We start from the raw sequence: 24,800 nt of genomic DNA, 5'->3' as shown, positions 1-24,800 counted from the left end.
ACTCCGTTCAATCAGTTCAAGACCGGTTCATGGTGCGGATGCCGTCGTTGCCGGCAACCACTGCCGCACGCGCCAGTCCGATGAAAAGTCCGTGCTCGACAACGCCTGGAATTGCGAAGAGAGCGTCAGATAGTGTCTTTGGATCGGGAATGCGGCCAAAAGATGCATCCACGATATAATGCCCACCATCTGTTACGAAGGGTGAGCCATCTTTTAAACGCAGTGCCAGTGGGCCTGCAAGACCACACTTCGCAGCTGCCTCTTCAATCGCGTGCATGGTAGCACCGAGACCGAAGCGATTGACTTCTATAGGCAGTGGAAAACGCCCAAGCGCCTCAACTACCTTTGAGCTGTCGGCAATAACGATCATTGCGTCAGATGCCGCAGCCACGATCTTTTCACGAAGAAGCGCTCCACCGCCGCCCTTGATGAGCGAAAGGTTGGTATCGACTTCATCGGCACCATCCACGGTAAGATCGAGATGAGGCGTTTCATCGAGCGTCGTAAGCGGAACCCCGAGTTCCTCGCAAAGTTTTGCGGTGCGTTCGGAAGTAGGCACTCCAATGATCTTGAAGCCGTTGCTTACCTTGTCGGCAAGCAGGCGCACGAATTCCTCGGCTGTCGAACCAGTACCAATCCCCAGACGCATTCCGTCCTTGACGTGCGTGAGCGCTTCTGCGGCTGCTGCGATTTTCAGCTTGCGAGCTTCGTCCATACTTGAATTCCCGATATTCCCCTGCGGATTCTCATTGTGGTCCGGTTCGCCTCTAGCATGCGGACGCGGCACAACAAAGCGCCTATTCGAACTATGACGCAGAATTTCGGTTTTTAGAGCGCATCCCGATCGCGAGGTTGAGCCGAAGTCGACAATCAGATAGGACTTCCTTATTCCCCATTTCACACACGAGAAGCTAATGTCTGCTGCCAACCCCAAGCCCATCATCGTTTTCGATCTCGACGGAACCCTTGTCGACACAGCACCAGACCTTCTCGACAGTCTCAATCACTGCCTCGCTATATCGGGCCTGAAAACAGCAGATCGTGAATCGTTACGCAGATTCGTAGGGCAAGGCGGGCGCGTCATGATCGAGCGTGCTTTCGCTGCGCAGAAGAAACAGGCTGACGAAGCACTGCTCGACAACCTCGTGGAAGAGTTCCGCGAACATTATGCGGATCACATGCCGGGACATTCAACCTTTTTCCCAGGCGTTGTGGAAGCAATGGACCGCTTCTCGGCAAGTGGCTACGAGTTGGCAGTTTGCACGAACAAATTTGAGGCCTTGTCGGTAAAACTCCTGACTTCCATGGGTGAAGCCGAACGATTTGCTGCAATCTGCGGAGCCGATACATTTGCTTATCGCAAGCCTGATCCGCGCCATCTCACCGAGACCATCGTACGGGCTGGTGGCAATCGTGAACGGGCAATCATGGTCGGGGATAGCCGAACCGACATCGACACCGCAAAAGCTGCAGGCATCCCCGTTGTTGCCGTCGACTTTGGGTATACCGATCTTCCCGTGCAGCATTACGATCCAAGCCGTGTGATTTCGCATTTTGACGAGTTCACCCTCGAAATGGCCGAACAGCTCATCGATGCGGTCACCGATCCCGTATAAAGGGAGAATGGTAAATGATTACGCAGCGTTTTCTTATATTTGGCTTTGTTTTCTTAGCCACGGTATCAACAGCGTCTGCGAACGACGGATCGCCGGGACTGCCCGGCGTTCAGGCTCAAAAACCCATTGTGACCGCCCCGCCGCCTGCTCCCGAACCGGAACAGGCACCAAGCGGTAACTGGAAAAATTTTCGTGTTGGCAATACTGACGTTTCGGTCTCTGGAAGCATCACGATTGATGTCGGCACCAAGAACAGCCGGACGTCCGGTCGTTAATTGCGAGAGGATCGCACCAATGCCGACAGGACAGCAGGTATCTGAGCAGGCAAATCTTCCGCAATAAGTCCATGGCCAAAGCGTCGCGCAGCGTCCGCATGCATCCACACGGAAGCACAGGCCGCTGCAAATGCGGGCATCTTTTGAGCAAGCAGGCCGCACACAATTCCCGTCAAGACATCGCCTGATCCTGCAGTGGCGAGCAGCGGGGTTCCATTGGCATTGACCACTGCCAGACCACCCGGTTCTGCGATCACGGTATCGGGACCTTTATATATAAGGACTGCGTTAGCACGCCTTGCAGCCTCGCGAGCCTTTTCGATCTTTGATGTCGAACTCTTTGCTATATCTGGAAAAAGCCGCCGGAACTCTCCCTCATGTGGTGTAAGCACAAGAGCAGTCTTTATGCCCTGTCGCTTATCGAAAAGCTCAGCTGGATTCTGCTCAAAGGCCGTAATCCCGTCGGCATCAAGAACCAAACCATGAAACCCCTCAGCCTCACCGCTTGCGAGAAACAGGGCGTGCTCACGCGCGAACGCGGGATTTCCATAGCCCGGACCGAGTACCGCTGCTGCGACCTTACGTTCGGCAAAGAACTGTCGAACATCCCTCAAACCACGGGTTTCACGGATCATGATACTGGTCAAATGCGTGGCATTGACCGTCATAGCATCGGGTGGAGAAAGAAGTGTTACCGCACCAGCTCCACTACGGGCCGCGGCGAGGGCTGATAAGCGTGCAGCACCTGTCGAATGAGCGCCACCGGAAAACACGGCTGCATGGCCGCGACTATACTTATGGGCCTCAACGCCAGATACTGGCAGGGCGCTTGCCCAAAGGTCTGGAGCATTCTCGAATGCATGCGGTTCGATCGCCGCGAGTATGTGATCGGGAATGCCGATATCGGCCGCATGAAGTACACCGCAATGCGCCCTTCCCGGTTGTAGCAAATGGCCGGGTTTCTTGCGAAAGAACGTAACTGTTGCTCGTGCACGGATCGCCGTTCCGAGGATATGGCCGCTTTCACCGGATATGCCGCTAGGTAAATCAACCGCCACAACCGGCACATCAGAAGTGTTCACAGCATCAATCGCAACGCCTTCAGCTCCGTGAACATCGCGGGCGAGGCCTGCGCCAAATAATGCATCGATTACGCCACCGAAACTCGCGACCGAAAATTCACCTAAGTTCGAGACAGGCCCCTTGTAGAACAACGACGCACGCATGGCATCGGAGCCTTTCCTCGGGGGAGCGGATGCGAAGCACACAACTTCCAAACCCGTTTCCAGGAGAAACTGCGCCGCGATGTAGCCGTCGCCACCATTGTTGCCAGGCCCGCACAGAACAGCAACTGGAGCATTGCGAGGAAACATCCGCTGTGCAACCTCTGCGACGGCCCGGCCTGCAGCAAGCATCAGTGAGAAACCATCCTTGATACCAGCCTCGATCGTCTGGCGATCCGCTTCTGCCATTTCCTGCGGGGTCAGCAACTCGTACATCGCGTACCTTCTCAATACGGGGTCTCATTGTGATTAAATACGCGGCACCGGACTTTATGCAAGCTTGCCCTCTTTTGATGCACAATGACTAATTTTTAGACAGATAAACCAGAATGATAGTGCCTATTTCATACCCGTCAGCAGAGTCCCGCTTGCACAAGCGTCATGAATAGTGCCACTCTGCCTGCGGATGAACGAAATCGAAGAAATTTTTTATACAGACTTCAAACTGGCACACTTCATGCTTCTCTATTGGTGAAACGGGCACAATGTCCATTTCCGTAGAAGAGCGGAGACCATTCTCTGATGAAAAAGATCGAAGCCATCATTAAGCCCTTCAAGCTGGATGAAGTGAAGGAAGCCCTTCAGGAAGTCGGCTTACAGGGGATCACTGTCATCGAAGCCAAGGGCTTCGGACGACAGAAAGGTCATACCGAGCTTTACCGCGGCGCCGAATATGTCGTCGACTTTCTTCCCAAGGTGAAAGTTGAAGTCATCGTCGCAGACGAAACCGTGGACAGCGCCATCGAAGCCATCCGCAAGGCTGCCCAGACGGGACGCATCGGCGACGGCAAGATTTTCGTCTCCAACATCGAAGAAGTTATCCGTATCCGTACCGGTGAATCCGGCGTGGACGCAATCTGATAATACCTGCGTACAATCCATCGTCGTGCAAACAGGGAATTAAAATGACGACTGCCAACGATATTCTCAAACAAATCAAAGACAACGACATCAAGTTCGTCGACCTTCGCTTCACCGACCCGAAGGGCAAACTGCAGCACGTTACGATGGATATCGGCCTCGTCGACGAAGAAATGTTTGTCGACGGCGTGATGTTCGACGGCTCTTCCATCGCCGGTTGGAAAGCCATCAATGAATCCGACATGGTTCTGATGCCGGATCCGACGACGGCCCATATCGACCCGTTCTTCGCTCAATCCACGCTGGTCATCCTTTGTGACATTCTTGACCCGATCTCGGGTGAAGCCTATGGCCGCGATCCGCGCACGACCGCAAAGAAGGCGGAAGCCTACATGAAGTCGCTCGGTATCGGCGACACGGTCTATGTCGGTCCGGAAGCTGAATTCTTCGTCTTTGATGACGTGAAGTACAAGGCTGACCCGTACAATACCGGTTTCAAGCTCGACTCGACCGAACTGCCGTCGAACGACGATACTGAATATGAAACAGGCAATCTCGGCCACCGTCCGCGCGTCAAGGGCGGCTATTTCCCGGTACCGCCGATCGACAGCGCGCAGGACATGCGCTCGGAAATGCTGACCGTCCTCACCGAAATGGGTGTCACGGTTGAAAAGCATCACCATGAGGTTGCTTCCGCACAGCACGAACTCGGCGTGAAATTCGATACGCTGGTCCGCAACGCCGACAAGATGCAGATCTACAAGTATGTCGTGCATCAGGTTGCCAATGCCTATGGCAAGACCGCAACCTTCATGCCGAAGCCGATCTTCGGTGACAACGGTTCGGGCATGCACGTCCATTTCTCGATCTGGAAAGAAGGCAAGCCAACCTTCGCTGGTAACGAATATGCCGGCCTGTCGGAAAACTGCCTTTACTTCATCGGTGGCGTCATCAAGCACGCCAAGGCCGTGAATGCCTTCACCAACCCGTCGACCAACTCTTACAAGCGTCTGGTTCCGGGTTACGAAGCCCCGGTTCTGCTTGCCTACTCGGCTCGCAACCGTTCGGCTTCGTGCCGTATTCCATTCGGCAATTCGCCGAAGTCCAAGCGTCTGGAAGTTCGTTTCCCTGATCCGGCGGCAAACCCGTATCTGTGCTTTGCTGCCCTGCTCATGGCTGGTCTTGACGGCATCAAGAACAAGATTCATCCCGGTCAGGCCATGGACAAGGATCTTTACGATCTGCCTGCCAAGGAACTGAAGAAGATTCCGACCGTCTGCGGTTCGCTGCGTGAAGCACTGCAGTCGCTCGATAAGGATCGTGAATTCCTCAAGGCTGGCGGCGTGTTCGATGACGATCAGATCGACAGCTTCATCGAACTCAAGATGGCCGAAGTGATGCGTTATGAAACGACGCCGCATCCGGTCGAGTACGACATGTACTACTCGGTTTAAGAAAGCTGCGCGGGCGTTAATGCGTTCGCGCCATTTCTTTTGCTCTTACCGAGGGGAACGACGCGCAAGACTTGATGATTGCGCGCGCAAAAGAAACCCCGGCATTGCCGGGGTTTCTTTATTAGATCAATGCGATAAGTCTGATATTTAAAGTGCTTTGAGCACGCGCGCCGCCATCATCATTTCAATTTCGCGGTTTTCTCGCCGCTCTATGGCTTCCGCGTCCGAACCCCAATGCTCGATAGTCCAGTCCTCATCAATATGAGCCAGATTCCAGCCTTGCTCTGCTGTTATTTCACCCTTTGCGATAGCAAGTGCAATAATCGCTGACCCGGTCAGCGTCGTCATTGTATGCAGTGATGCCAGCGCGATTGGGTCTTTGAAACCAGCCAGATGAACACCGAATGCCGCGATGGCTTCCCGAGGCTGTTCAACGTGCATTACACCTTCGGCAAGTGAAAAACGTGCGCCAAGGCCTTCCATCCAATCGATCAGCGGATCCCATTGCTCGGTCTGCCGGGAAACGAGTTCCTGCGGACTATCGGCGCGATAGCAAAGCATATCCGTGCCCGCGAAACGCAAAATGTCCTCAAAAACTGCCTGTGGATCCTGCGCAATCCCGTCAATCGCTGTGTTGACGAGACGGGTCGCAGGCATTTTCCCCGGGTCGATAACCTTTTCCTGAGCGGTGAATTCATCCGCTACAATCTGGGCCGCCGCCTTGGTCGGCAACAGCAGCAGATTGCGAGCCGGCGTCTTGACAGGGCGACCATCCAGATGGACGGCAAAGCCGCCTTCAACTTCCGCCACTTCTGCCTTTTCGTAGAAGCGTTTAGGCAGTTGCGCCAGCATCTGCTTTTGTGCCCGCACGATCGGGTTTTCGTCCGAAAGCTGCTTTCCTGCTTCAAGATCACTCAAAATATCACGCATAGATTTGTCCAGTTCAGTGTCGCTGACTTGGTGGAAGGCTCAACAACTAGAGAACCTGTTCGTCCATACCTTGCAGCAATGCATGGAGTTCAGATGGCGTGTCCAGAATGTGATGGGCGCCAGATTCAATCAGTCCCTGTCGGTTATGATACCCCCAGGAGACGCCCACCGCCATAGCCGCCGCCGCGCGTGCCATCTGCATATCATAAACAGCATCGCCGATAACAATTGTCTGGCTGGGTTCCATCCCCATTTCCGCACAGGATTCAAGCACCATGGCCGGGTGTGGTTTCGACGGGCAATCGTCAGCAGTACGCGTCACCACGAAATGATGCCCGATGCCATGACGTTCGAAAACAGAGCGGACGCCACGCTGGGATTTTCCGGTCACTATGCCAAGCAGAAGATCGTCCCTCGCCCCGAGCTCCGTCAGAAGCGGCATAATTCCATCGTAGAGCGGCTCCGTGAAATCGGGCGCCTGTCGCAACATCACAAAGTTTTCCTTGTAGCGTTGCGTCAACCAATGCACCTGCTCATCCGGCTCGCGATCCAGAATCTTAGCAATAGCCAGATGCAGCGACAGGCCGATGATCGAATGCGTTTCCTCGATTCCGGGAGGTTCCAGACCGGCATCTGCGAAGCTCGTAGCCATGCATCTGTGAATGAAGTCACCGCTGTCGACCAGCGTACCGTCGCAATCGAAAAGGACCAGTTTCATCGGGCGTTGGTGACCTTTGCCGGCTTGTTGATAATCATCAGTCCGCAACCAATCAGCGCAAGAGCCGCGAATATTTTCCAGCTCAGAAGCTCATTCAGGATCAGACCGCTCAATAACACGCCGAAAGCGGGCGTGAGAAAGGCGAAATTAGAAAGTTTCGATGCCGGATAACGGCGCACCATCCAGAACCAGAGCGGATAGGTGAAAGCCACCACGAATATCGCCTGAAAGAGAAACGCCGATATGGACAAGACATCCGGGCTACGAAGCAATGGGCCGCTCAACGCGATGAATGGCAGCGGCACCAGTGTCGCGACCACCAGCTGATAAAGAAGCGTCTTTTCTGGAGCCGTATAGGCAAGCCGGGTTCGCTTGATAACCAGTGTGGTAAGCCCCCACAGCACACCTGACACCAGGGCCAGCATATCACCATAGATCGCATGCGGCCCCGGTCGGCTGACATGATCGGAGAAGACGAGAAACACACCCAGAAAGGCGATACACATGCCAACGAAGGCCCGGACAGACATCCGCTCGCCGAGAAGGAAATGACTGCCAATAGCGACCCAGAACGGCATAACGTTCATCATGAGCGTGACGCGCCCCACGCTCGTCAGCTCCATCGCCAGAAAAATCAGGACAAATTCGCTTCCGAACAACAGCCCGGCTGCAATTCCGGCCCAGAGCGTGCCATCACGCTTGAAAAGCGGAATACGGCGCCAGTAACACCAGAGAAAAACGCACAGGCCACCGAGCGCAGCACGCCCCGCTGCCATCAGCATGGGATTGAACCCTCGATTGCCGATCTTGATGGCAACCTGATTGAGCCCCCAGCTGAACATGATGAACATGACCAGCATGATGGCCAGTCCATCGAACGAAACTCGTCCCTCGGACGATCCCCCCGCTTCGCCTGACATTTTTAATCTTCCGCACTTTCCTCATCAAAGCCGAGCAGGTTCCACGACTGAACCATATGCGGCGGCAGTGGCGCGGTCACATCGATAGTACCGCCCGACGGGTTTGGAATACGAATACGGCGCGCATGAAGATGCAGACGTTTTTGTATACCGCCCGGGAATTCCCAATTCTGGTCAGCTTCAAAATACTTTGGATCACCGATGATAGGATGACCGATATAGGCCGCATGAACGCGCAACTGATGGGTTCTGCCGGTATAAGGCTCCATCTCCAGCCAGGTCAGATTGTTCCCTGCCTTCTCAATGATGCGATAATATGAGACAGCGTGATCGGAATCCGGCTCACCATGCTGGCAAACACGCATCTTGTCGCCATCCGGTGTCTGTTCCCTGACCAGCCAGGTGGAAATTTTGTCTTCGCGCTTGCGTGGAACGCCTTTGACCAAAGCCCAATAGGTCTTTTTGGTGTCGCGTTCACGGAAGGCGGTGGTCAACGCCTGCGCTGCGCCCCGCGTACGAGCAACGACAAGCACGCCCGATGTGTCACGGTCGATACGATGCACAAGACGCGGTTTTTCGCCCTTCTTGTTGCGCCATGCCTCCAGCATTCCATCAACATGACGCGATACGCCTGAACCGCCCTGCACGGCGAGACCTGCAGGCTTGTTGAAAACATACACTTTCGGGTCTTCATAAAGAAGCATCTGTGAAAGCACGTCGCCGTCCTGCTGACTGCGGATTGTGCGCGCCGTGACCGGGCCGACGGCCTTTTCATCGACGCCAAGAGGTGGAATACGAACAGTCTGTCCGGCCTGAATACGCGTATCTGCCTTGGCCCTTGAGCCGTCGATACGAACTTGCCCCGACCGCAGAAGCTTCTGCAGATGGCCGAAACCCAGCCCCGGATAATGGACCTTGAACCAGCGGTCGAGCCGCATGCCCGCCTCGCCTGTATCCACAATCTTCTGTTCAACGCCTGCCATGGAGAAACCCGATCAACTCTTGCTATTGCGGTGCGTACGCGCGCGCCGGTCATTAAGTCCTGTCAATAGACGCGAGTTCCGACGATTGCTAGGCGGAATTCCTGAAAACTGCAATTTGGCTGCTTTAGCCGAAACTGGTCCAGCAATCCCTAAAGAATTCCATTTCGACTACTGAATCTTCACACTCGGTTACACACGTTCTTAATTTATGGTCGATCTTGACACCCAATCGCCACTTCTTGTCGTCATCAGATATTGATAGAACTAAGGGGCTATACCATTTAGTCCCGTGAAATAGAACGAGCGGGAGTGCGAAAGTGTCATTGCTCAAAATCTACTGGCGAGCCATGGAATACCTTGCGGTCGAAAAGACTGCAACGATTACCATGTGTGTCGCCAGCGTGCTGGTTGCCCTGGTCACACTTGCCGAACCTATTCTGTTCGGTCGGGTCATTCAGGCTATCTCCGATAAGGGCGACATCTTCTCGCCTCTTGCGATGTGGGCTGCGCTTGGCGGCTTCAACATCGTTGCTGCAGTCTTCGTGGCGCGCGGAGCCGACCGCCTCGCACACCGCCGTCGTCTGGGCGTGATGATCGATTCTTATGAGCGTCTCATCACTATGCCGCTTTCGTGGCACCAGAAGCGCGGTACATCCAACGCACTCCACACGCTGATCCGCGCAACAGACTCGCTTTTCACGCTCTGGCTCGAATTCATGCGCCAGCATCTGACGACCGTGGTTGCTCTGGCAACGCTCATTCCGGTTGCAATGAGCATGGATATGCGCATGTCGCTGGTGCTCATTGTGCTCGGTGTCATCTATGTGATGATTGGCCAGCTCGTCATGCGCAAGACCAAGGATGGTCAGACCGCTGTCGAAAAGCATCACCACAAGCTGTTCGAACATGTGAGCGATACGATCAGCAACGTCTCGGTTGTGCAGAGCTATAACCGCATCGCGTCGGAAACCCAATCTCTGCGTGATTATGCCAAGAACCTGGAGAAGGTACAGTTTCCTGTTCTCAATTGGTGGGCGCTGGCCAGCGGCCTGAACCGCATGGCATCGACCTTCTCAATGGTGGTGGTTCTCGTTCTCGGCGCTTACTTCGTTACCAAGGGCCAGATGCGCGTCGGCGATGTAATTGCCTTTATCGGCTTTGCACAGCTGATGATCGGTCGTCTCGACCAGATCAGCGCCTTCATCAACCAGACCGTTACGGCACGCGCCAAGCTTGAAGAGTTCTTTCAGATGGAAGATGCCACGGCTGATCGTCAGGAGCCCCAGAGCGTCTCAGACCTGAACGACGTCAAGGGCGACATCATTTTCGACAATGTAACCTTCGAGTTTCCGAACTCCGGCCAGGGCGTCTATGATGTATCGTTTGAAATCAAGCCGGGACAGACGGTGGCCATCGTCGGCCCAACCGGTGCAGGCAAGACGACGCTCATCAATCTGTTGCAGCGCGTCTTTGATCCGGCAGCTGGCCGCATCACGATCGACGGAACAGATACGCGTACCGTCAGCCGTCGTTCGCTGCGTCACGCCATCGCAACCGTCTTTCAGGATGCAGGCCTGTTCAATCGATCGGTCGAGGAGAATATTCGTGTCGGTCGCGAAAGCGCCACGCATGAGGAAGTGCATGCTGCAGCACGTGCCGCAGCAGCCCACGACTTCATTCTGGCCAAGAGCGATGGCTACGATACGGTTGTCGGCGAACGCGGCTCACAGCTTTCGGGCGGTGAACGTCAGCGCCTTGCGATTGCGCGCGCAATCCTGAAGGATTCGCCGATCCTCGTTCTGGATGAAGCCACCAGTGCGCTTGACGTTGAAACCGAAGAGAAGGTGAAGCAGGCGGTTGACGATCTCAGCCACAACCGCACGACCTTCATCATTGCTCACCGTCTTTCTACAGTCCGCTCCGCCGATCTGGTCCTTTTCATGGACAAGGGCCACCTGGTCGAAAGCGGCAGCTTCGATGAACTGGCCGCACGCGGCGGTCGCTTTACCGACCTTCTTCGTGCTGGCGGCCTCATGCTGGAGGACAAAGCGCCCAAAGCTGTCGAGGGTAGCAATGTGATGCCGTTCCCGTCCAAGGGCGCGGTGGGCTAAATCATAGAGCTTTCAAATGAAAAGCCCGCGATGATCTCATCGCGGGCTTTGTCTTCATGGCCTAAAATCTAAAACGGTACCTCGAAGCGGAGCCCATCATATCCCGGTTCGACATTGCCCGGTGTCTCACGCATGACGGTCTCGTAATCGAGTGGAACGTGCATATGCGTGAGAATGGCGCGCTTGGGCGCCAGCTTCTCGATCCATTCCAGCGCTTCGCCAAGCGAGAAATGGCTTGGATGTGGGCGGTATTGCAATGCATCGATGACGAGCACGTCGGCCCCGCCCAAATACTTGAGGCTTGTTTCAGGGAAAGCGCTCACATCGGTGCAATAAACAACATATCCGATACGAAAGCCGAGCGATTCAATATCGCCGTGCACCTGACTAAACGGCTCGAAGCGGATTGGGCCACCCGCTCCCGATATGGAAAACGGCGTCTCCGGAGCAATGTCGTGCATGCTGAGGATCGGCGGGTAGCTCGATCCGGCAGGTGTTTCGAAACAATAGCCAAATGCCTCGAAGAGCCGGTTCCGCGTCAATCGATTGGCATAGACATCCATGAGACGACGATTTTCAACGACATATGTGCGAAGATCGTCGACACCGTGAATATGGTCAGCATGCGGATGTGTATAAACAGCCGCATCGAGGCTGTGTGCGCCTGCATCAATCATCTGAGCACGGAAATCCGGCCCGGTATCGATCACAACTGTTGTGCTGTTACCTGTATCGTCAAATCGCTCAACCAATAGCGATGCGCGACGACGTTTGTTTCTCGGATTATTGGGATCGCAACTGCCCCAATCGCCATTGATACGCGGCACTCCGGGCGACGAACCACAGCCCAGAACCGTGAAACGCAGGCAATTTTTGGGGGGAGTCACGCTCAATCTTCCCCCCTTACAATGCCAGTGTAGGCCGAGGCATCTTGGAAAACAGCCTGAACACATTGTCGCTCGTGATACGCGCGACTTCGTCATTGCTCACGCCAATTGTCTCAGCCAGCACGGCCGCCGTATGCTGCACGAAAGACGGTTCGTTACGCTTGCCCCGGTGCGGCAACGGAGCAAGGAACGGCGCATCCGTTTCCACCAGCAGGCGGTCACGCGGAACGATGGTCGCTATTTCGCGGATCTCCGGTGAGTTCTTGAAAGTCAGAATCCCTGAGAAAGAAACATAACCGCCGAGCGCGATGCCCTTTTCAGCCAGAGCACGACCGGAAGAGAAGCAGTGCAGGATAAACGGAAAAGCGCCCTTCTCCGTCTCACGCTCCAGTATCTCGGCCATATCCTCATCCGCACTGCGGGCATGAATGACTAACGGCAACTGAGTCCGACGCGCCGCCTCGATGTGTACGAGGAAACCTTGGCGCTGCGCTTCCGGTGGGGCATAGTCGTAGTGATAATCGAGACCCGCCTCGCCTATGGCGACAACCTTCGGATGTTCCGAAAGACGCACGAGATCATCAGCCGTAATATCGAGTTCTTCATGCGCGTTGTTCGGATGGGTGCCGACCGAGCAATAAACGGAATCATAGGCTTCCGCGATCGCACGGATCGTATCGAATTTCTTCACCCTCGTGGAAATCGTCACCATGCGCCTAACTCCGGCATCCAGAGCGCGCTGAACAATATCATCACGCTCCGGTTCAAAGTCGGCAAAGTCGAGGTGACAATGACTGTCGACAAGCATCATCGAACTCAGTTCTGTTCTTCTGTTTCCACATAGCGCGGAAATACCGGCTGCGGGGCTGGCAGATCGGCCCCCCCGACAAGCTGGCTTGCCGTAACGTCAGAGAACTGACGCTTGTCGGCAGGAATTGCCAGTATGTCGAGAAGCTTTTCTGCCGACTGCGGAATGAACGGCTGCACCATAATGCCGACACGGCGAATGACTTCAGCTGTTACATAAAGGACAGTGCCCATGCGTGCAGGATCGGTCTTGCGCAGAGCCCAAGGCTCCTGCCCTGCGAAGTAACGATTGGCTTCCGCAACGACGGCGAAGATCGCGCCGAGCGCCAGATGCAGCGCTTGGTCGTCCATAGCTTTACGCGCCGTTTCCAGCGCCGCATCGGCCTGATCGAGAATGGCTTTATCCGCGTCGGAGAATTCACCCGGAACCGGAACCTTACCTTCGCAATTCTTGGCGATCATCGACAGCGAACGCTGCGCCAGATTACCGAGATCATTGGCCAGATCGGCATTGGTGCGGTTGACGATGGCGTCATGACTGTAGCTGCCGTCCTGACCGAATGGTACTTCACGCATCAGGAAATAGCGCAGCTGATCGAGCCCATAACGTTCAACGAGACCGAAGGGATCGATCACATTGCCAAGGGACTTCGACATTTTCTCGCCGCGGTTGAACAGGAAGCCATGTGCGAAAACCCGCTTCGGCAGCGGAATACCAGCAGACATCAGGAATGCAGGCCAATAGACAGCGTGAAAGCGCGAGATATCCTTGCCGATGATATGCGCATCGGCAGGCCAATAACCCCACTTTTCATCCGAAGTATCAGGATAGCCAAGAGCAGTAATGTAATTGGTCAGGGCGTCGACCCAGACATACATGACGTGTTTCTCGTCACCCGGCACCGGAATGCCCCAGTCGAATGTCGTACGCGAAATCGACAGGTCCTTCAGACCCGACTTTACGAAGCTCACGATCTCGTTGCGACGTTCCGCAGGCATGATGAAGCCCGGATTCTTCTCGTAAAGATCGAGCAATTTGTCCTGATAGGCTGAGAGACGGAAGAAATAGCTTTCTTCCTCAACCCATTCGACAGGAGTCCCTTGCGGACCGTAGCGCACACCATCCTCGCGGACTTCCGTTTCCTCTTCGCCGTAATAGGCTTCGTCACGCACGGAATACCAGCCGGCATATCCACCCTTGTAGATATCGCCATTGTCAACCATCGCTTTCCAGATAGCCTGACTCGCCTTGTAATGGCGCTCTTCCGAGGTGCGAATATAGTCGTCATTCGAGCTGTTCAGCACATCCGCCATCTGGCGGAACGCAGCCGTATTGCGATCTGCGAGCTCGCGCGGCGTAATGCCTTCCTTGCGCGCGCTCTGCAACATCTTGATGCCGTGTTCGTCCGTACCGGTCAGAAAGAAAACATCCTTGCCATTCAGGCGCTGAAAACGCGCCATTGCATCGGTCGCGATCAACTCATACGCGTGGCCGATGTGCGGCTTTCCGTTCGGATAAGCAATCGCGGTGGTGATGTAATATTTTTCGCGGCTCATTATGGACCCGGTCTTTCGAAGTTTGAAAGCGCGCCTGAATGATTAGCAGACACACGAGGAGAAAATTATCAGCGGTGACATAACGCATGTCAGCGGCCATGTCACGCAAGCGGAGGCTGACCGGAACGAAAAGCGCGATGCGTTTTTTCCAAAAGGATTACCACAGCTTGCCGGCGGTCGAGATTGTAGGTTTCAGCATCCACGGTCTCGCGTACGAGATCACTCCAGAAACGCGACCAGCGATCTGCATCACGCAGTTGCCCTGCCTCCGCACGACGACGAGCTTCGATTGCAACCTGCCCAAGCAGATGATCACGGAACAGCTCATATTGAACCTCCGACTCACGACCATTCAATATGCCGCCGAGCGCCTGCGCTTTCGGCAAATCGAAATTTTGTCCTTCGAGAAGGGAATCGACAGTGTCGGAGATTTCGATACCGCCATTCGCTACCAGCAGAAGTGCCTTACGCACACTGCCTTCCGATCGCTGGAGCAGTGTTTGCGTAACAGCATCAGCCTGCATTCCGACACCGGGACCGACATGTGTCAAGGCATCCGTCAACCCAGCATCGTCGAGTGGCTTGAAGCCGATGCTCTGGCAACGCGACCGGATTGTCGGGAGCAAGCGTCCCGCCGAATGGGAAATCAGGATAAAGAGCGCCCGTGCAGGAGGCTCTTCCAGGGTTTTCAGGAGTGCATTGGCGGCATTGCGGTTCATATCATCGGCAGGGTCGACAATAACGATGCGCCAAGCGTGGTCTGATGCCGTTCTGGTCAGAAAATGTGTAACCCGGCGGATTTCCTCCACAGGAATACCCGTTTTGAATTTCCCGGTCTTCTGATCGAATGGGCGATTAATATGCAGGACAGCGGGATGCATCCCGCCTGCAATCTGTCGCCAGAGCGGTCTTGCAAAATCCGGAACAGCAATATGCTCCGGCGCCTCGCTATTGTCGCCATGCGCCAGCATATGCCCTGCCAGGTGAAAAGCGAGCGTTGCCTTGCCGATCCCCTGCGCACCTTCAAAGAGCAGCGCATGATGCATACGCCCCTCGCGATAGGCTTGCGCCAAAAAGTCACTAATCTCCCGGTGCCCGGCAACATAATCACTCGCAGAAGGCTCTGGTACACCCTCAATGGAATCGTGCGCTTTAGGGACGTCGAGTTCCTCAATCACAACAACCCCCTTTCCTTCAAAGCACTATCAACCTCTTTTGCGACATCACTTGCAATCTGGTCTTGCAGGCGATCAGCATCGATCACCTTGCAGCGTTCAGGTTCCGCCTCGGCGATTGCGAGAAAGGCTTGCCGTCGTGCCTCGTGCACCGCAATATCTTCCTTCTCGAACCGGTCCGCCGTCTCGCTACCGCGCCGTTTTCCAGCACGAGACAAACCCTTCTCTGCGGGAATATCGAGGATGATCGTCATGTCAGGCATGGCGCCATCGATCGCAATGCGCTCCACCGCCGCCATATAGGTTCTGTCGAGATTGCCGGTAACACCTTGATACGCACGACTTGAGTCGATGAAACGGTCACAGAGGACCACCCGCCCCTCATTCAGTGCCGGGCGGATAAGCTGGTCCACATGGTCTGCTCTTGCCGCCGCGAACAGAAGCGCCTCCATCGCTGCGCCGTAGTTCTCCGCATTGCCGCTCAATATGACATGGCGAATTGCTTCCGCACCAGGAGAACCACCCGGTTCTCGCGTGGTGACCGGATCGAAGCCGTTTGCCCGCAAATGCTTGGCCAGCAACGCAATTTGCGTTGATTTGCCCGCTCCTTCGCCGCCTTCGAATGTGATGAACAATCCCGACAAACCAACTTCCAAATGTTTGAATCGATGTCCGAATGGACTTCTATGAAAGTTATTATCGGCCTTTGGCTATCAGGTCGAGCCTGGAATACGCGTAGCACAGGTTAAAGATATTTCCGCAGCCAGCCAGTGGAAAGCTCCATTGCCGCACCCAATGCGCGCTTCGAAAGGCTCCCCTCTTCTACAGATTGCGCTGTAAAAACAGGAACATCGCGAAGAATACTACCATTAAGCTCCAGCCGAAGAACGCCGACCTGCTGGTTGTCGGCAACAGGTGCATCGAGTGGACCCTTATAGACAATACGCGCTTTCAGCTTGTCGCGACCGTCCTTGGGCAGCAACAGCTCGACGCGATCCTTGACCTTCAACGGCACGTGCGTGAGCGCACCACCGAAAACTTGCGCCTCACCCACGATTTCGTCCGCCGGATAAAGCTGCACATCATCAAATGCCGTCATCCCCCATTGCAGGAGACGCTTTGCTTCTTCTTCACGCTCCTTGATGCTGGCAAGGCCGCTCATCGCCAGATAAAGCCTGCGACCGTTCTGTTCCGCCGACCCGACCAGCGCAAAGCCCGACGCTTCCGTAAAGCCTGTTCCCATGCCGTCAGCCCCGACATCAAGCCGTAACAACGGATTGCGGTTGCGCTGCATGATGTTGTTCCAGGTGAAGGCCGGTTGAGCATAGTACTTATAGTATTCAGGATGGGCGGTTCGGATATGTCGCGCCAATCTGACCAAATCCTGCAGCGAGACAACCTGCCCTTCAGCAGGCAAACCTGTCGAGTTTACGAATTTGGAGCCGGTCAAGCCTAGCTCCTTCGCACGGTCATTCATACGGTCTGCGAAAGCCTGCTCGCTGCCTGCCAGTCCTTCTGCCAGTACGATAGCTCCGTCATTCGCTGACTGAACAATCATTCCTTGCAAAAGATCAGCGACGGTCGGCGTCGACTTGATACGCGCGAACATCGTTGACGTCCCCGAGGGTGCACCTCCGGTTCTCCATGCATTTTCGCTGACTGTGTATGGTGTACCGAGTGTCGTGGCACCCTGTTCGAGCGCTTCAAATACCACTTCCGCAGTCATCAGCTTGGCAAGAGACGCAGGAGGAATCGGAACATTGGCATTCTTGGAAAGAAGCACAGTTCCGCTCCGGTCATCGACGAGCAAGACCTGCGGAGCTTTTGTAACGAATGCAGTTTCGACAGGTGCCGCCAAGCTAGTAACCGGCATGGCAACAGCCAGCGAAACGCCGACAGTGACGGCACGAGCAAACACCAGTGTTTTTGAAATCAGCCCCATGCAAATCCCGTTACGTGAGCAATGTGATAGAGCTTACGCAACGAATCCGACCAAAATCAATATGCCAGTGTTTATCACCGTATCGTGAGCGATCAATCGAGACGCACCACAAACGCATTTTCTGCGCCTGCCTTCCAGGCAGCACGCAGCAGAGCATCATTTCCACCCTTCTCGGCCACGGCTGTCAACTCGTACAACTCACTGATTTCGGTCGGAATCTTCGTGAGCGTAAATCTGATTGAGCCTGGCAATGAAGCCTGAACCTGCTTGGCCTCTTCAAGCGTCTTGAATGTGCCAATCTCAACATATTCGCCGTGTTCCTCGGCTTCACGACGCTTCCAGGCGCTTGAGATCGCATCCTTGGTCAGGATGCTGCCATAGGCGCGCTCTTTGGCATAGGCCGTTGCTGCAAGCCGGTCAGACGCATAGCCCGCGAGACCGCTGACACCGGCAGCATTAGCCACTCCGAAGCTTGAGCCGGGGCGCTGCGACGGTACCGGTACATTTGCCGGTAACATTGGAGCTGCTCCACCCGACGGATCGCTATAAGCAGGATCGACTGCAAACGGTGAGTTTTCAGGTATAGGCGTGGACACCGGAACCGCGTCCATTACAGGCATCGGAACGCGTGACTTCGGTGAGGTCGGCGTCGGCCCGTTCATTGCCATCATGACGCCAGTTGCGGGCTGGCCGATCGCATCGCCACCTGCCGGACGGTACGACGCCATCAGAAATGCATCATCATTGCCGTTCAACGGAGCTCTTCCGACATATTCGACCTTCACATTCGCTGTACCGTGATGCTGATAATCAAGCATTTCGGCAGCTTTCTGGGAAAGATCGATCACGCGATCATATTCGTATGGACCACGGTCGTTCACACGCACGATCACCGAACTGCCATTGGCAAGATTGGTCACGCGGGCATAGCTCGGCAACGGCATCGTTGGATGCGCTGCGGTCAGATGCGTCATGTCATAGACTTCACCATTGGCAGTCAGACGACCATGGAAAGCTTCGCCATACCAGGAGGCATGGCCGACCTTGACGTATTTCTTGTCTTCTTTGGGATAATACCAGCGCCCCTTAACTTTGTATGGCTGACCGGTCTGATCGCGCCCGCCACCACGTGGTAGAGGCTTTCCTTTCGAAAAGGCTACGCGTGGGCTGGCTTTCACGCCATATTTGGATTCGGCGAAATATTCCTTCGAGCGCTTTGTCTTCGATTTCGGCTGCGGTGCCGATGCACAACCCGCCAAGGCAACAGCAATGGCCATAAACGACAACAGAACGACAGAACCGCGCTTATCGCGCAGCTTCACTGCCTTGCCGTTGACCGAATGTTTCAGCCCTCGTTTCGAATCCATACGCCACACGCCCGTTACTCAACAACGCAACCGGAAACGCTGGTCACGCCTTTTAGAATTTAGTGATGTCACCGATTCATTGACGGATCATTAAAGCTTTTGAAATTCCGCGTATTTTGAGTCGCATTGAACGGCACGGGCTCAACGCGGACGCGCCATGAATGTCCTGACTTGTGGAACAATCGCTCATTCGAAACGTTGAATTTTCAACAGGAAGGAGAACAAAAATGTTGAGAGCAATGATCCTTTGGCTGATGGGGGTTCCACTCGTTGTCGTGCTGCTTATCTGGTATTTTTTCTTTTAAATGTGGAACGTTCAGACCCTTCAATCGTTATTCATACGGCTCTTATGACCTCCGAGCCAGTCACCTAACGTCATGGATTAGGCCCGCTCCAACAAGGCGGGTCTTTTTTTGCGTGATCAACATCACCGCCTCAATTTTGAATCTGGCATGTAAACATTGATTGCTTTGCGCAGCAGACGAAAATGGGCAGGTGTCCAGGTTGACAGTTCACCATCTGTGTTTACGGCACGCGGCTTCTTGGTGCGCACAATAACTTCGGTCGTCGGGAAAGCCCGTACATCATCCCATTTGGAATGGGTACCGCGACGCAAGCTTGGAAGCAGGCGCAAAAGCTTCCACCAGTGATCGACTTCCAGACTATAGAAATCCAGCTTACCGTCATCCACTGTCGCATCCTTTTCGACAGCCATACCGCCGCCGTAGAATTTTCCATTCCCGACAGAGACTTGCAACGTACGGATTTTCTCTGTCATGCCGTCATGTTCCAGATAGACTGTGAAAAGCTCGGAGCGCATGAGGATGCGCGCTGCGACAATCGCATAACCGAGCTTCCCCCATTTCTTCTTCGCCGCGGAACTCAGTTGCTGCGCCAATTCAGCACTGAAACCGATACTTGCGACATTGAAATAAAGGTGACCGTTCACCTCACCCAGATCGATGGGCTGCACCTCGTAGGATACAAGGCGACGCGCTGCCTCAACTGGATCGGCAGGAATGCCAATGGTTCGGGCAAAATCGTTTGCGGTTCCCAGCGGAAGGATTGCAAGCGGCAATCCGGTTTCCATCAATCCTTTGGCCGCAGCGTTCAGCGAACCATCGCCACCACCGACAATAACCAGATCGCAATCTCTTTCACGAAGGATCACATCTGAAATTGTTTCATCGTCCTGCGGATTTCGTTCTATGAGCTGGAGGCCACCGCGTTCCAATGCTGCACGAATATCCGCGCCGTATCCCCTGCCATTTCGGGCATGTGGGTTTACGATAAGTAGTGCTCGGCGCTTTGTGGTCTTACCCATGGACTTCCTGTCATCTGCAACAGCCTGCAAATCTGGCTGCATGGTTGGGAGCGTTACCTGCAGATGGCCTCTCAATCTTGGATATCAATGGAATGGTTCATGAAAAATTTGTCACGGTACTGTAGTGTTTCGTGAGGTCATGAGACCGCATGTAGTGACAAGGCCGACCTGTCGACAAAACAGTTTGACGAGACCAGAAAGAGAACATAGTTTGGCAAAACCAACTGTAAAACTTTCTAAAGCGGCCTCGTCGAATTTGTCGCTAATCGACTGAAATACATTACAGTTTGCGGGTATGATGTAATGGTAGCCTGTCAGCTTCCCAAGCTGAACGCGCGGGTTCGATTCCCGCTACCCGCTCCAACATAATCGCTCGCACAAGTGTCAGAGACTAGCGAACATTTTCTCCGGTTTTTGGATCGACCTTCACCTCCACCTTGGCGCCAGCCTTGGTGACATATTCGATCTCGTAATAACCACGATCATTCCAGTCGACTTCATCAATGAAAGCAGTATCCGCATTCTGTTCGATTTTCGCGATTATTTCCGAAAGTTTGGTGCCTTCCGGTGGCGGAGCGGCATAGGCCGCAGCAACAGACAGACCGAGAAACAAAGTCGTAACAGCAAGACGCATGGTTATCTCCTTTAGCTATCCTAAAAGAGTAGGACTTCAGGCGTCTTCTTCAAGGCTAATGAGCATTACTTTATGATGGGGCTTATCGAACCGGTGAAGGTTTGATCTATCATCGCAGAGAGTTTAGGCTCTGCTCCAGACAAGATGACGACGATCGCTAGCATCAATATCAAAGGCGCAGCAAGAATGCCGCTCCTTACAGCCGGTTCGAGAATGCGCCGGGTTTTCTTGCTTCGCGTGGATTGCTGATCTCTCATGCAACTAACAGTAGTCGAGCAGACTTAATCGCCTATTAAATAATGTAGTTAATGCGTTATTAGCGCCCAACTACCGCTTAGTTTCCCTTGTTGCCGCGATATATATTGACCCCTAGCTCACGAATTTTCTTGCGCAGCGTGTTCCGATTTAATCCCAGAAGATCTGCCGCCTTGATTTGATTTCCACGTGTTGCCGTAAGACAGGCAAGGATCAAGGGATATTCCAGTTCCGCCAGAACCCGATGATAGAGACCTGGAGGCGGCAGGTCGGCACCGAATGACGCGAAGTAACGCTGCATATTCTGCTCGACAGCCTGCGATATGGAAATGTTCTCCATATCGCCACCACCGGCGGGAACGATATCCGGCTTGGCCAACTCAGACTTCAATTCGGTTTCGATGATCTCCGGCGATATTTCCTCTTGCGGATAAAGCGCCGCCAGTCTTCGCACGAGATTTTCCAGCTCACGCACATTTCCAGGCCATGGGTACCGGCGCATCATTTCCAGGCCAGCAGTGCTGATACGTTTTTCGGGCAGACCTTCTTCGGCAGCCCGCTTGAAAAAATGGCGCACGAGATCCGCCACATCCTCGCTGCGCTCGCGAAGCGGCGGCAAGCGCAGAGGCACGACATTCAGCCGATAATAAAGGTCTTCGCGGAAAAGTCCTTGTGCAATCAACTGCCGCAAATCCTTGTTGGTTGCTGCAACGATGCGCACATCGGTCTTGATCGGCGTGCGTCCGCCGACTGTCATATATTCGCCCTGTTGCAGCACACGCAAAAGTCGGGTTTGTGCTTCCATCGGCATATCACCGATTTCGTCGAGAAACAGTGTTCCACCATTCGCCTGCTCGAAGCGACCGCTCGAGCGGTTTTGTGCGCCGGTAAAAGCGCCCTTCTCGTGCCCGAACAACTCAGACTCAATCAGGTCGCGTGGGATTGCCGCCATATTGATCGCAACAAACGGTCCTTTTCGACGGCGTCCATATTCGTGCAGGGCGCTCGCAACCAGTTCCTTGCCCGTACCGGATTCACCCGTAACCATCACGGTCAAGTCCGTCTGCATCATGCGCGCCAGCACCCGGTATATTTCCTGCATCGCAGGCGAACGGCCCACCAGCGGCATGTTATCTGCTTGCTCATCCGATAGAGCGGCAATGGGCTTGTGTTTTGGTTCAGACAGCGCACGACCGACGATATTAATGAGTTCCGTCAAATCGAATGGCTTCGGCAGATATTCGTAGGCTCCCGCCTCGGATGCCCTAATTGCCGTCATGAATGTGTTCTGCGCGCTCATCACCAGAACCGGCAGGTCGGGACGCATCTTCTTGATGCGCGGCAGAAGATCAAAGGCATTCTCGTCCGGCATATTGACGTCTGTAATGACCAGATCACCATCACCTGCAGCCACCCATCGCCAGAGCGAGGCAGCATTGGAAGTTACGCGCACATCGTAGCCTGCTCGCGACAATGCCTGGTTCAGCACGGTCCGAATGGCTGCATCGTCATCCGCCACCAATATGGTTCCCGTCGGACGTCCTGCGATCATGCGTTATCTCCAGTATTTCCAGCTGCCAGTTCAGTATTTTTCCATGCGGGCATCAGAACGCGGAAAGTCGTTCGCGAAGGATGGCTGTCACATTCGATAATGCCACCATGATCGCCAATGATCTTCGCAACGAGTGCCAATCCCAGCCCCGAGCCATTGGTCTTCGTGGTCACGAACGGATCGAACAAATGCGGCAGCATATCCTGCGGCACACCTGGACCATTATCATGCACACAGAATTCGAGAGGCAGCGCCACCCTGTCCCGTGCGCCCGGCACCTGTAGACGAATGCCTGGACGATAAGCCGTGGACAGGACAATCTCGCCGCCCTCACGATCGCCTATGGCTTCCGAGGCATTCTTCAGGAGATTGAGAAAGATCTGCACGAGCTGGTCACGATTGGCGAAAACCGGCGGGAGAGAAGGATCATAATCTTCCACAAAGCGGATCTTCCGTGCGAACCCGTTCTTCGCAATCGCCTTCACATGATCCAGAACCGCGTGAATGTTGACCGCAGAGCGCTCGATGGGGCGCTCGTCCGAGAAAACTTCCATGCGGTCAACCAGTGAAACAATCCGATCCGTTTCGTCGGTAATGAGGCGCGCAAGCGCTCGATCTTCATCGCTGACAACCTGCTCCAGCAATTGTGCCGCACCGCGGATACCGGATAAAGGGTTTTTGATTTCATGGGCCAGCATTGAGGCAAGCCCGGTCACGGACCGCGCAGCACCTCGATGCGTCATCTGGCGGTCTATCTTTTCAGCCATCGTCTTTTCCTTGAAGAGGATGACCACAGCTCCCGGCAGCTCCGCTACAGGCGCTACGTAAACATCAACGATGCGCTCTGCCCCAAGACGCGGCGACGAGACATCGACGCGATATTCGTTCACCGGCATCTGACTGGTGCGAACCTGATCGACGAGTGCCAGAAGCGGGCTGCCGAAGGGCAGAAAGGATTCCAGCCGGTTGCGCGCCAGAATGGACGAGCCGGAACGAAAGAACTGTTCCGCGTCCAGATTGGCATAGGCGATATAATTCTCGGCGCTAACCATAATAACCGGTTGGCTGATCGCATCGAGTACAACAGACGGAATACCGTTCGTTTCGGTTCTCTCGCGCATCAGGCAACCTCTTTGAGCGCGGTTTCAGGAACTTCGCGCATGAATATACGACGCAAGGCATCGATGACGGCTTTCCGGTCAGTCAGGGTCATGACTTCTGCTTTCTCGATTGGCGTACATGCAGCGCCAGCATGACGATCAAGATACCAGCCGAGATGTTTGCGCGAATGACGGATGCCCGTCGTACTTCCATAATGCTCGAGCATATCTTCGTAGTGCTTTATAATATAATCAAGAATTTCACTTCGTGACTGTGGGGCAAGATCGCTTCCAGCAATTGCACCGGCCAGCCATGGTTGTCCATAAGAGGCACGCCCAACCATCACGGCATCCGCTCCGGAACGGCGTAAAATTTCCTCCGCATCAGGTCGACACGCCACGTCTCCGTTGGCAATCAGAGGAATCCCGACTGCATCCCGGACGGCGTGAATTGCATTCCAGTCCGCTTTACCTTCATAGAACTGACAACGCGTGCGCCCATGGACAGTCACCATGGCAATACCGGCTCCTTCAGCGCGCCTTGCAAGTTCAGGCGCGTTGACGCTTTTCTCGTCCCATCCCAGCCGCATCTTGAGTGTGACCGGAACGCGGACCGCATTAACCGTGGCCTCGACGAGGGTCATTGCGTGATCGAGATCGCGCATCAGCGCAGATCCCGAATAACCGCCCGTCACTTTCTTGGCCGGACACCCCATATTGATATCGATGATATCAGCGCCTTCACCTTCGGCGATCCTGGCCGCCTCGCCCATCCAGTGTGCTTCTCGTCCCGCGAGCTGCACGACATGCGTTCCAAGCCCTTCACCCGAAAGACGCAGAAGGCTTTCCTTGTGACGGTTACAGAGTTCGGCGCTGGCGACCATTTCAGACACGACCATGCCAGCGCCAGCCTCTGCGGCACGCCTGCGGAACGGAAGGTCCGAAACGCCAGACATCGGCGCGAGGAAAACGCGATTGGCAAGGGCCACATCGCCAATGGTCAAAGGTTGTTCGAGAAAACTCACCAATAAATGCCTATTTGATGTGCA

23 protein-coding genes and 1 tRNA gene are annotated in these 24,800 nt (G+C 54.6%); 6 read left to right on the top strand and 18 right to left on the bottom strand.

Annotated features, from left to right (window positions below):
- Positions 1-16 precede the first annotated feature (16 nt).
- Positions 17-715, bottom strand: coding sequence for a ribose-5-phosphate isomerase RpiA (rpiA, locus tag FG152_RS21365; RefSeq protein WP_010660038.1), 699 nt, complete (start codon positions 713-715; stop codon positions 17-19).
- Between the two features lie 199 nt (positions 716-914).
- Here rpiA and FG152_RS21360 point away from each other — a divergent pair, with 199 nt between their 5' ends.
- Both FG152_RS21360 and FG152_RS21355 read left to right on the top strand, forming a co-directional pair.
- Positions 915-1,616 carry an HAD family hydrolase gene (locus tag FG152_RS21360; protein ID WP_010660037.1) on the top strand — a complete coding sequence of 234 codons (702 nt, stop codon included), beginning with the start codon at positions 915-917 and terminating at the stop codon, positions 1,614-1,616.
- 14 nt (positions 1,617-1,630) lie between these two features.
- Complete coding sequence (locus FG152_RS21355; protein WP_010660036.1) at positions 1,631-1,891, top strand: hypothetical protein; 261 nt, start codon at positions 1,631-1,633, stop codon at positions 1,889-1,891.
- Here FG152_RS21355 and FG152_RS21350 read toward each other — a convergent pair.
- The gene (locus FG152_RS21350) at positions 1,888-3,390 is read right to left on the bottom strand and encodes an NAD(P)H-hydrate dehydratase (RefSeq protein WP_498988229.1); all 1,503 of its coding nucleotides are present in this window, start codon (positions 3,388-3,390) and stop codon (positions 1,888-1,890) included. The genes FG152_RS21355 and FG152_RS21350 overlap by 4 nt on opposite strands.
- Before the next feature lie 306 nt (positions 3,391-3,696).
- On the opposite strand from FG152_RS21350, the gene FG152_RS21345 reads away from it, so the two are divergent.
- Both FG152_RS21345 and glnA read left to right on the top strand, forming a co-directional pair.
- Positions 3,697-4,035 (top strand): P-II family nitrogen regulator, encoded by a 339-nt coding sequence (locus FG152_RS21345; protein ID WP_002964122.1) that lies wholly within the window; start codon positions 3,697-3,699, stop codon positions 4,033-4,035.
- A gap of 44 nt (positions 4,036-4,079) precedes the next feature.
- Positions 4,080-5,489, top strand: coding sequence for a type I glutamate--ammonia ligase (gene glnA, locus FG152_RS21340; protein ID WP_010660034.1), 1,410 nt, complete (start codon positions 4,080-4,082; stop codon positions 5,487-5,489).
- Positions 5,490-5,636: 147 nt separating this feature from the next.
- On the opposite strand, the gene FG152_RS21335 is transcribed toward glnA, so the two are convergent.
- From FG152_RS21335 to FG152_RS21320, 4 genes are read right to left on the bottom strand one after another with little or no spacing between them, the layout of a single operon-like run.
- The gene (locus tag FG152_RS21335) at positions 5,637-6,419 is read right to left on the bottom strand and encodes an ATP12 family chaperone protein (protein ID WP_010660033.1); all 783 of its coding nucleotides are present in this window, start codon (positions 6,417-6,419) and stop codon (positions 5,637-5,639) included.
- A 46-nt stretch (positions 6,420-6,465) separates the two neighbouring features.
- Complete coding sequence (locus FG152_RS21330; protein WP_029924738.1) at positions 6,466-7,137, bottom strand: HAD-IA family hydrolase; 672 nt, start codon at positions 7,135-7,137, stop codon at positions 6,466-6,468.
- Positions 7,134-8,057, bottom strand: a complete 924-nt coding sequence (locus tag FG152_RS21325; RefSeq protein WP_029924736.1) for a DMT family transporter — start codon at positions 8,055-8,057, stop codon at positions 7,134-7,136. The genes FG152_RS21330 and FG152_RS21325 overlap by 4 nt, the downstream gene beginning before the upstream one ends.
- A 2-nt stretch (positions 8,058-8,059) precedes the next feature.
- Positions 8,060-9,040, bottom strand: a complete 981-nt coding sequence (locus FG152_RS21320) for an RluA family pseudouridine synthase (RefSeq protein ID WP_010660030.1) — start codon at positions 9,038-9,040, stop codon at positions 8,060-8,062.
- A 317-nt stretch (positions 9,041-9,357) separates the two neighbouring features.
- Here FG152_RS21320 and FG152_RS21315 point away from each other — a divergent pair, with 317 nt between their 5' ends.
- A complete protein-coding gene (locus FG152_RS21315) occupies positions 9,358-11,151 on the top strand; it encodes a glucan ABC transporter ATP-binding protein/ permease (protein ID WP_010660029.1) in 1,794 nt (597 codons plus the stop codon).
- 68 nt (positions 11,152-11,219) lie between these two features.
- Here FG152_RS21315 and FG152_RS21310 read toward each other — a convergent pair whose 3' ends face one another.
- The 8 genes from FG152_RS21310 to FG152_RS21275 form a co-directional block, all read right to left on the bottom strand.
- Entirely contained in the window at positions 11,220-12,038 is an 819-nt protein-coding gene (locus FG152_RS21310; RefSeq protein ID WP_029924733.1) for an MBL fold metallo-hydrolase, read from the bottom strand.
- A gap of 16 nt (positions 12,039-12,054) precedes the next feature.
- Positions 12,055-12,846 carry a TatD family hydrolase gene (locus FG152_RS21305; protein WP_010660027.1) on the bottom strand — a complete coding sequence of 264 codons (792 nt, stop codon included), beginning with the start codon at positions 12,844-12,846 and terminating at the stop codon, positions 12,055-12,057.
- Between the two features lie 8 nt (positions 12,847-12,854).
- The gene (metG, locus tag FG152_RS21300; protein ID WP_010660026.1) at positions 12,855-14,402 is read right to left on the bottom strand and encodes a methionine--tRNA ligase; all 1,548 of its coding nucleotides are present in this window, start codon (positions 14,400-14,402) and stop codon (positions 12,855-12,857) included.
- A 101-nt stretch (positions 14,403-14,503) separates the two neighbouring features.
- Positions 14,504-15,580, bottom strand: coding sequence for a DNA polymerase III subunit delta' (locus FG152_RS21295; protein ID WP_029924731.1), 1,077 nt, complete (start codon positions 15,578-15,580; stop codon positions 14,504-14,506).
- Positions 15,577-16,221: a dTMP kinase gene (gene tmk / locus FG152_RS21290; protein ID WP_029924729.1), complete on the bottom strand. Its 645-nt coding sequence runs from the start codon at positions 16,219-16,221 to the stop codon at positions 15,577-15,579. Before tmk ends, FG152_RS21295 begins: the two co-directional genes overlap by 4 nt.
- A 101-nt stretch (positions 16,222-16,322) precedes the next feature.
- On the bottom strand, positions 16,323-17,519 hold the full coding sequence (locus FG152_RS21285; RefSeq protein WP_029924726.1) for a D-alanyl-D-alanine carboxypeptidase family protein: 1,197 nt from the start codon (positions 17,517-17,519) through the stop codon (positions 16,323-16,325).
- Between the two features lie 92 nt (positions 17,520-17,611).
- Complete coding sequence (locus FG152_RS21280; RefSeq protein ID WP_029924724.1) at positions 17,612-18,886, bottom strand: septal ring lytic transglycosylase RlpA family protein; 1,275 nt, start codon at positions 18,884-18,886, stop codon at positions 17,612-17,614.
- 427 nt (positions 18,887-19,313) lie between these two features.
- The gene (locus tag FG152_RS21275) at positions 19,314-20,210 is read right to left on the bottom strand and encodes a lipid kinase (RefSeq protein ID WP_498988221.1); all 897 of its coding nucleotides are present in this window, start codon (positions 20,208-20,210) and stop codon (positions 19,314-19,316) included.
- 289 nt (positions 20,211-20,499) lie between these two features.
- On the opposite strand from FG152_RS21275, the gene FG152_RS21270 reads away from it, so the two are divergent.
- A tRNA-Gly gene (locus FG152_RS21270) sits at positions 20,500-20,573 on the top strand.
- 28 nt (positions 20,574-20,601) lie between these two features.
- On the opposite strand, the gene FG152_RS21265 is transcribed toward FG152_RS21270, so the two are convergent.
- From FG152_RS21265 to dusB, 4 genes are all read right to left on the bottom strand, one after another.
- Complete coding sequence (locus FG152_RS21265) at positions 20,602-20,844, bottom strand: PepSY domain-containing protein (protein ID WP_029924719.1); 243 nt, start codon at positions 20,842-20,844, stop codon at positions 20,602-20,604.
- A gap of 334 nt (positions 20,845-21,178) precedes the next feature.
- Positions 21,179-22,651, bottom strand: a complete 1,473-nt coding sequence (gene ntrC, locus FG152_RS21260) for a nitrogen regulation protein NR(I) (RefSeq protein WP_029924717.1) — start codon at positions 22,649-22,651, stop codon at positions 21,179-21,181.
- A complete protein-coding gene (locus FG152_RS21255; protein ID WP_010660018.1) occupies positions 22,648-23,772 on the bottom strand; it encodes a two-component system sensor histidine kinase NtrB in 1,125 nt (374 codons plus the stop codon). The genes ntrC and FG152_RS21255 overlap by 4 nt, the downstream gene beginning before the upstream one ends.
- The gene (gene dusB / locus FG152_RS21250; RefSeq protein WP_029924716.1) at positions 23,772-24,776 is read right to left on the bottom strand and encodes a tRNA dihydrouridine synthase DusB; all 1,005 of its coding nucleotides are present in this window, start codon (positions 24,774-24,776) and stop codon (positions 23,772-23,774) included. The genes FG152_RS21255 and dusB overlap by 1 nt, the downstream gene beginning before the upstream one ends.
- Between the last annotated feature and the right edge of the window lie 24 nt (positions 24,777-24,800).

It is taken from the genome of Ochrobactrum sp. XJ1 (genome assembly GCF_024701725.1).
Lineage (GTDB): Bacteria > Pseudomonadota > Alphaproteobacteria > Rhizobiales > Rhizobiaceae > Brucella > Brucella anthropi.
Note: the sequence above shows the minus strand (reverse complement) of the source record. Positions and strands in the feature narration are given on the sequence as shown.

Excerpts from the sequence above, each read along its gene's own strand:
- metG (WP_010660026.1), bottom strand. The coding sequence starts at position 14,402 with ATGAGCCGCGAAAAATATTACATCACCACCGCGATTGCTTATCCGAAC.
- FG152_RS21275 (WP_498988221.1), bottom strand. The coding sequence starts at position 20,210 with ATGGGTAAGACCACAAAGCGCCGAGCACTACTTATCGTAAACCCACAT.
- FG152_RS21360 (WP_010660037.1), top strand. The coding sequence starts at position 915 with ATGTCTGCTGCCAACCCCAAGCCCATCATCGTTTTCGATCTCGACGGA.
- FG152_RS21280 (WP_029924724.1), bottom strand. The coding sequence starts at position 18,886 with ATGGATTCGAAACGAGGGCTGAAACATTCGGTCAACGGCAAGGCAGTG.
- FG152_RS21355 (WP_010660036.1), top strand. The coding sequence starts at position 1,631 with ATGATTACGCAGCGTTTTCTTATATTTGGCTTTGTTTTCTTAGCCACG.
- rpiA (WP_010660038.1), bottom strand. The coding sequence starts at position 715 with ATGGACGAAGCTCGCAAGCTGAAAATCGCAGCAGCCGCAGAAGCGCTC.
- FG152_RS21325 (WP_029924736.1), bottom strand. The coding sequence starts at position 8,057 with ATGTCAGGCGAAGCGGGGGGATCGTCCGAGGGACGAGTTTCGTTCGAT.
- FG152_RS21305 (WP_010660027.1), bottom strand. The coding sequence starts at position 12,846 with ATGCTTGTCGACAGTCATTGTCACCTCGACTTTGCCGACTTTGAACCG.
- FG152_RS21330 (WP_029924738.1), bottom strand. The coding sequence starts at position 7,137 with ATGAAACTGGTCCTTTTCGATTGCGACGGTACGCTGGTCGACAGCGGT.
- FG152_RS21285 (WP_029924726.1), bottom strand. The coding sequence starts at position 17,519 with ATGGGGCTGATTTCAAAAACACTGGTGTTTGCTCGTGCCGTCACTGTC.
- FG152_RS21345 (WP_002964122.1), top strand. The coding sequence starts at position 3,697 with ATGAAAAAGATCGAAGCCATCATTAAGCCCTTCAAGCTGGATGAAGTG.
- FG152_RS21350 (WP_498988229.1), bottom strand. The coding sequence starts at position 3,390 with ATGTACGAGTTGCTGACCCCGCAGGAAATGGCAGAAGCGGATCGCCAG.
- glnA (WP_010660034.1), top strand. The coding sequence starts at position 4,080 with ATGACGACTGCCAACGATATTCTCAAACAAATCAAAGACAACGACATC.
- FG152_RS21255 (WP_010660018.1), bottom strand. The coding sequence starts at position 23,772 with ATGCGCGAGAGAACCGAAACGAACGGTATTCCGTCTGTTGTACTCGAT.
- FG152_RS21320 (WP_010660030.1), bottom strand. The coding sequence starts at position 9,040 with ATGGCAGGCGTTGAACAGAAGATTGTGGATACAGGCGAGGCGGGCATG.
- FG152_RS21335 (WP_010660033.1), bottom strand. The coding sequence starts at position 6,419 with ATGCGTGATATTTTGAGTGATCTTGAAGCAGGAAAGCAGCTTTCGGAC.
- ntrC (WP_029924717.1), bottom strand. The coding sequence starts at position 22,651 with ATGATCGCAGGACGTCCGACGGGAACCATATTGGTGGCGGATGACGAT.
- FG152_RS21265 (WP_029924719.1), bottom strand. The coding sequence starts at position 20,844 with ATGCGTCTTGCTGTTACGACTTTGTTTCTCGGTCTGTCTGTTGCTGCG.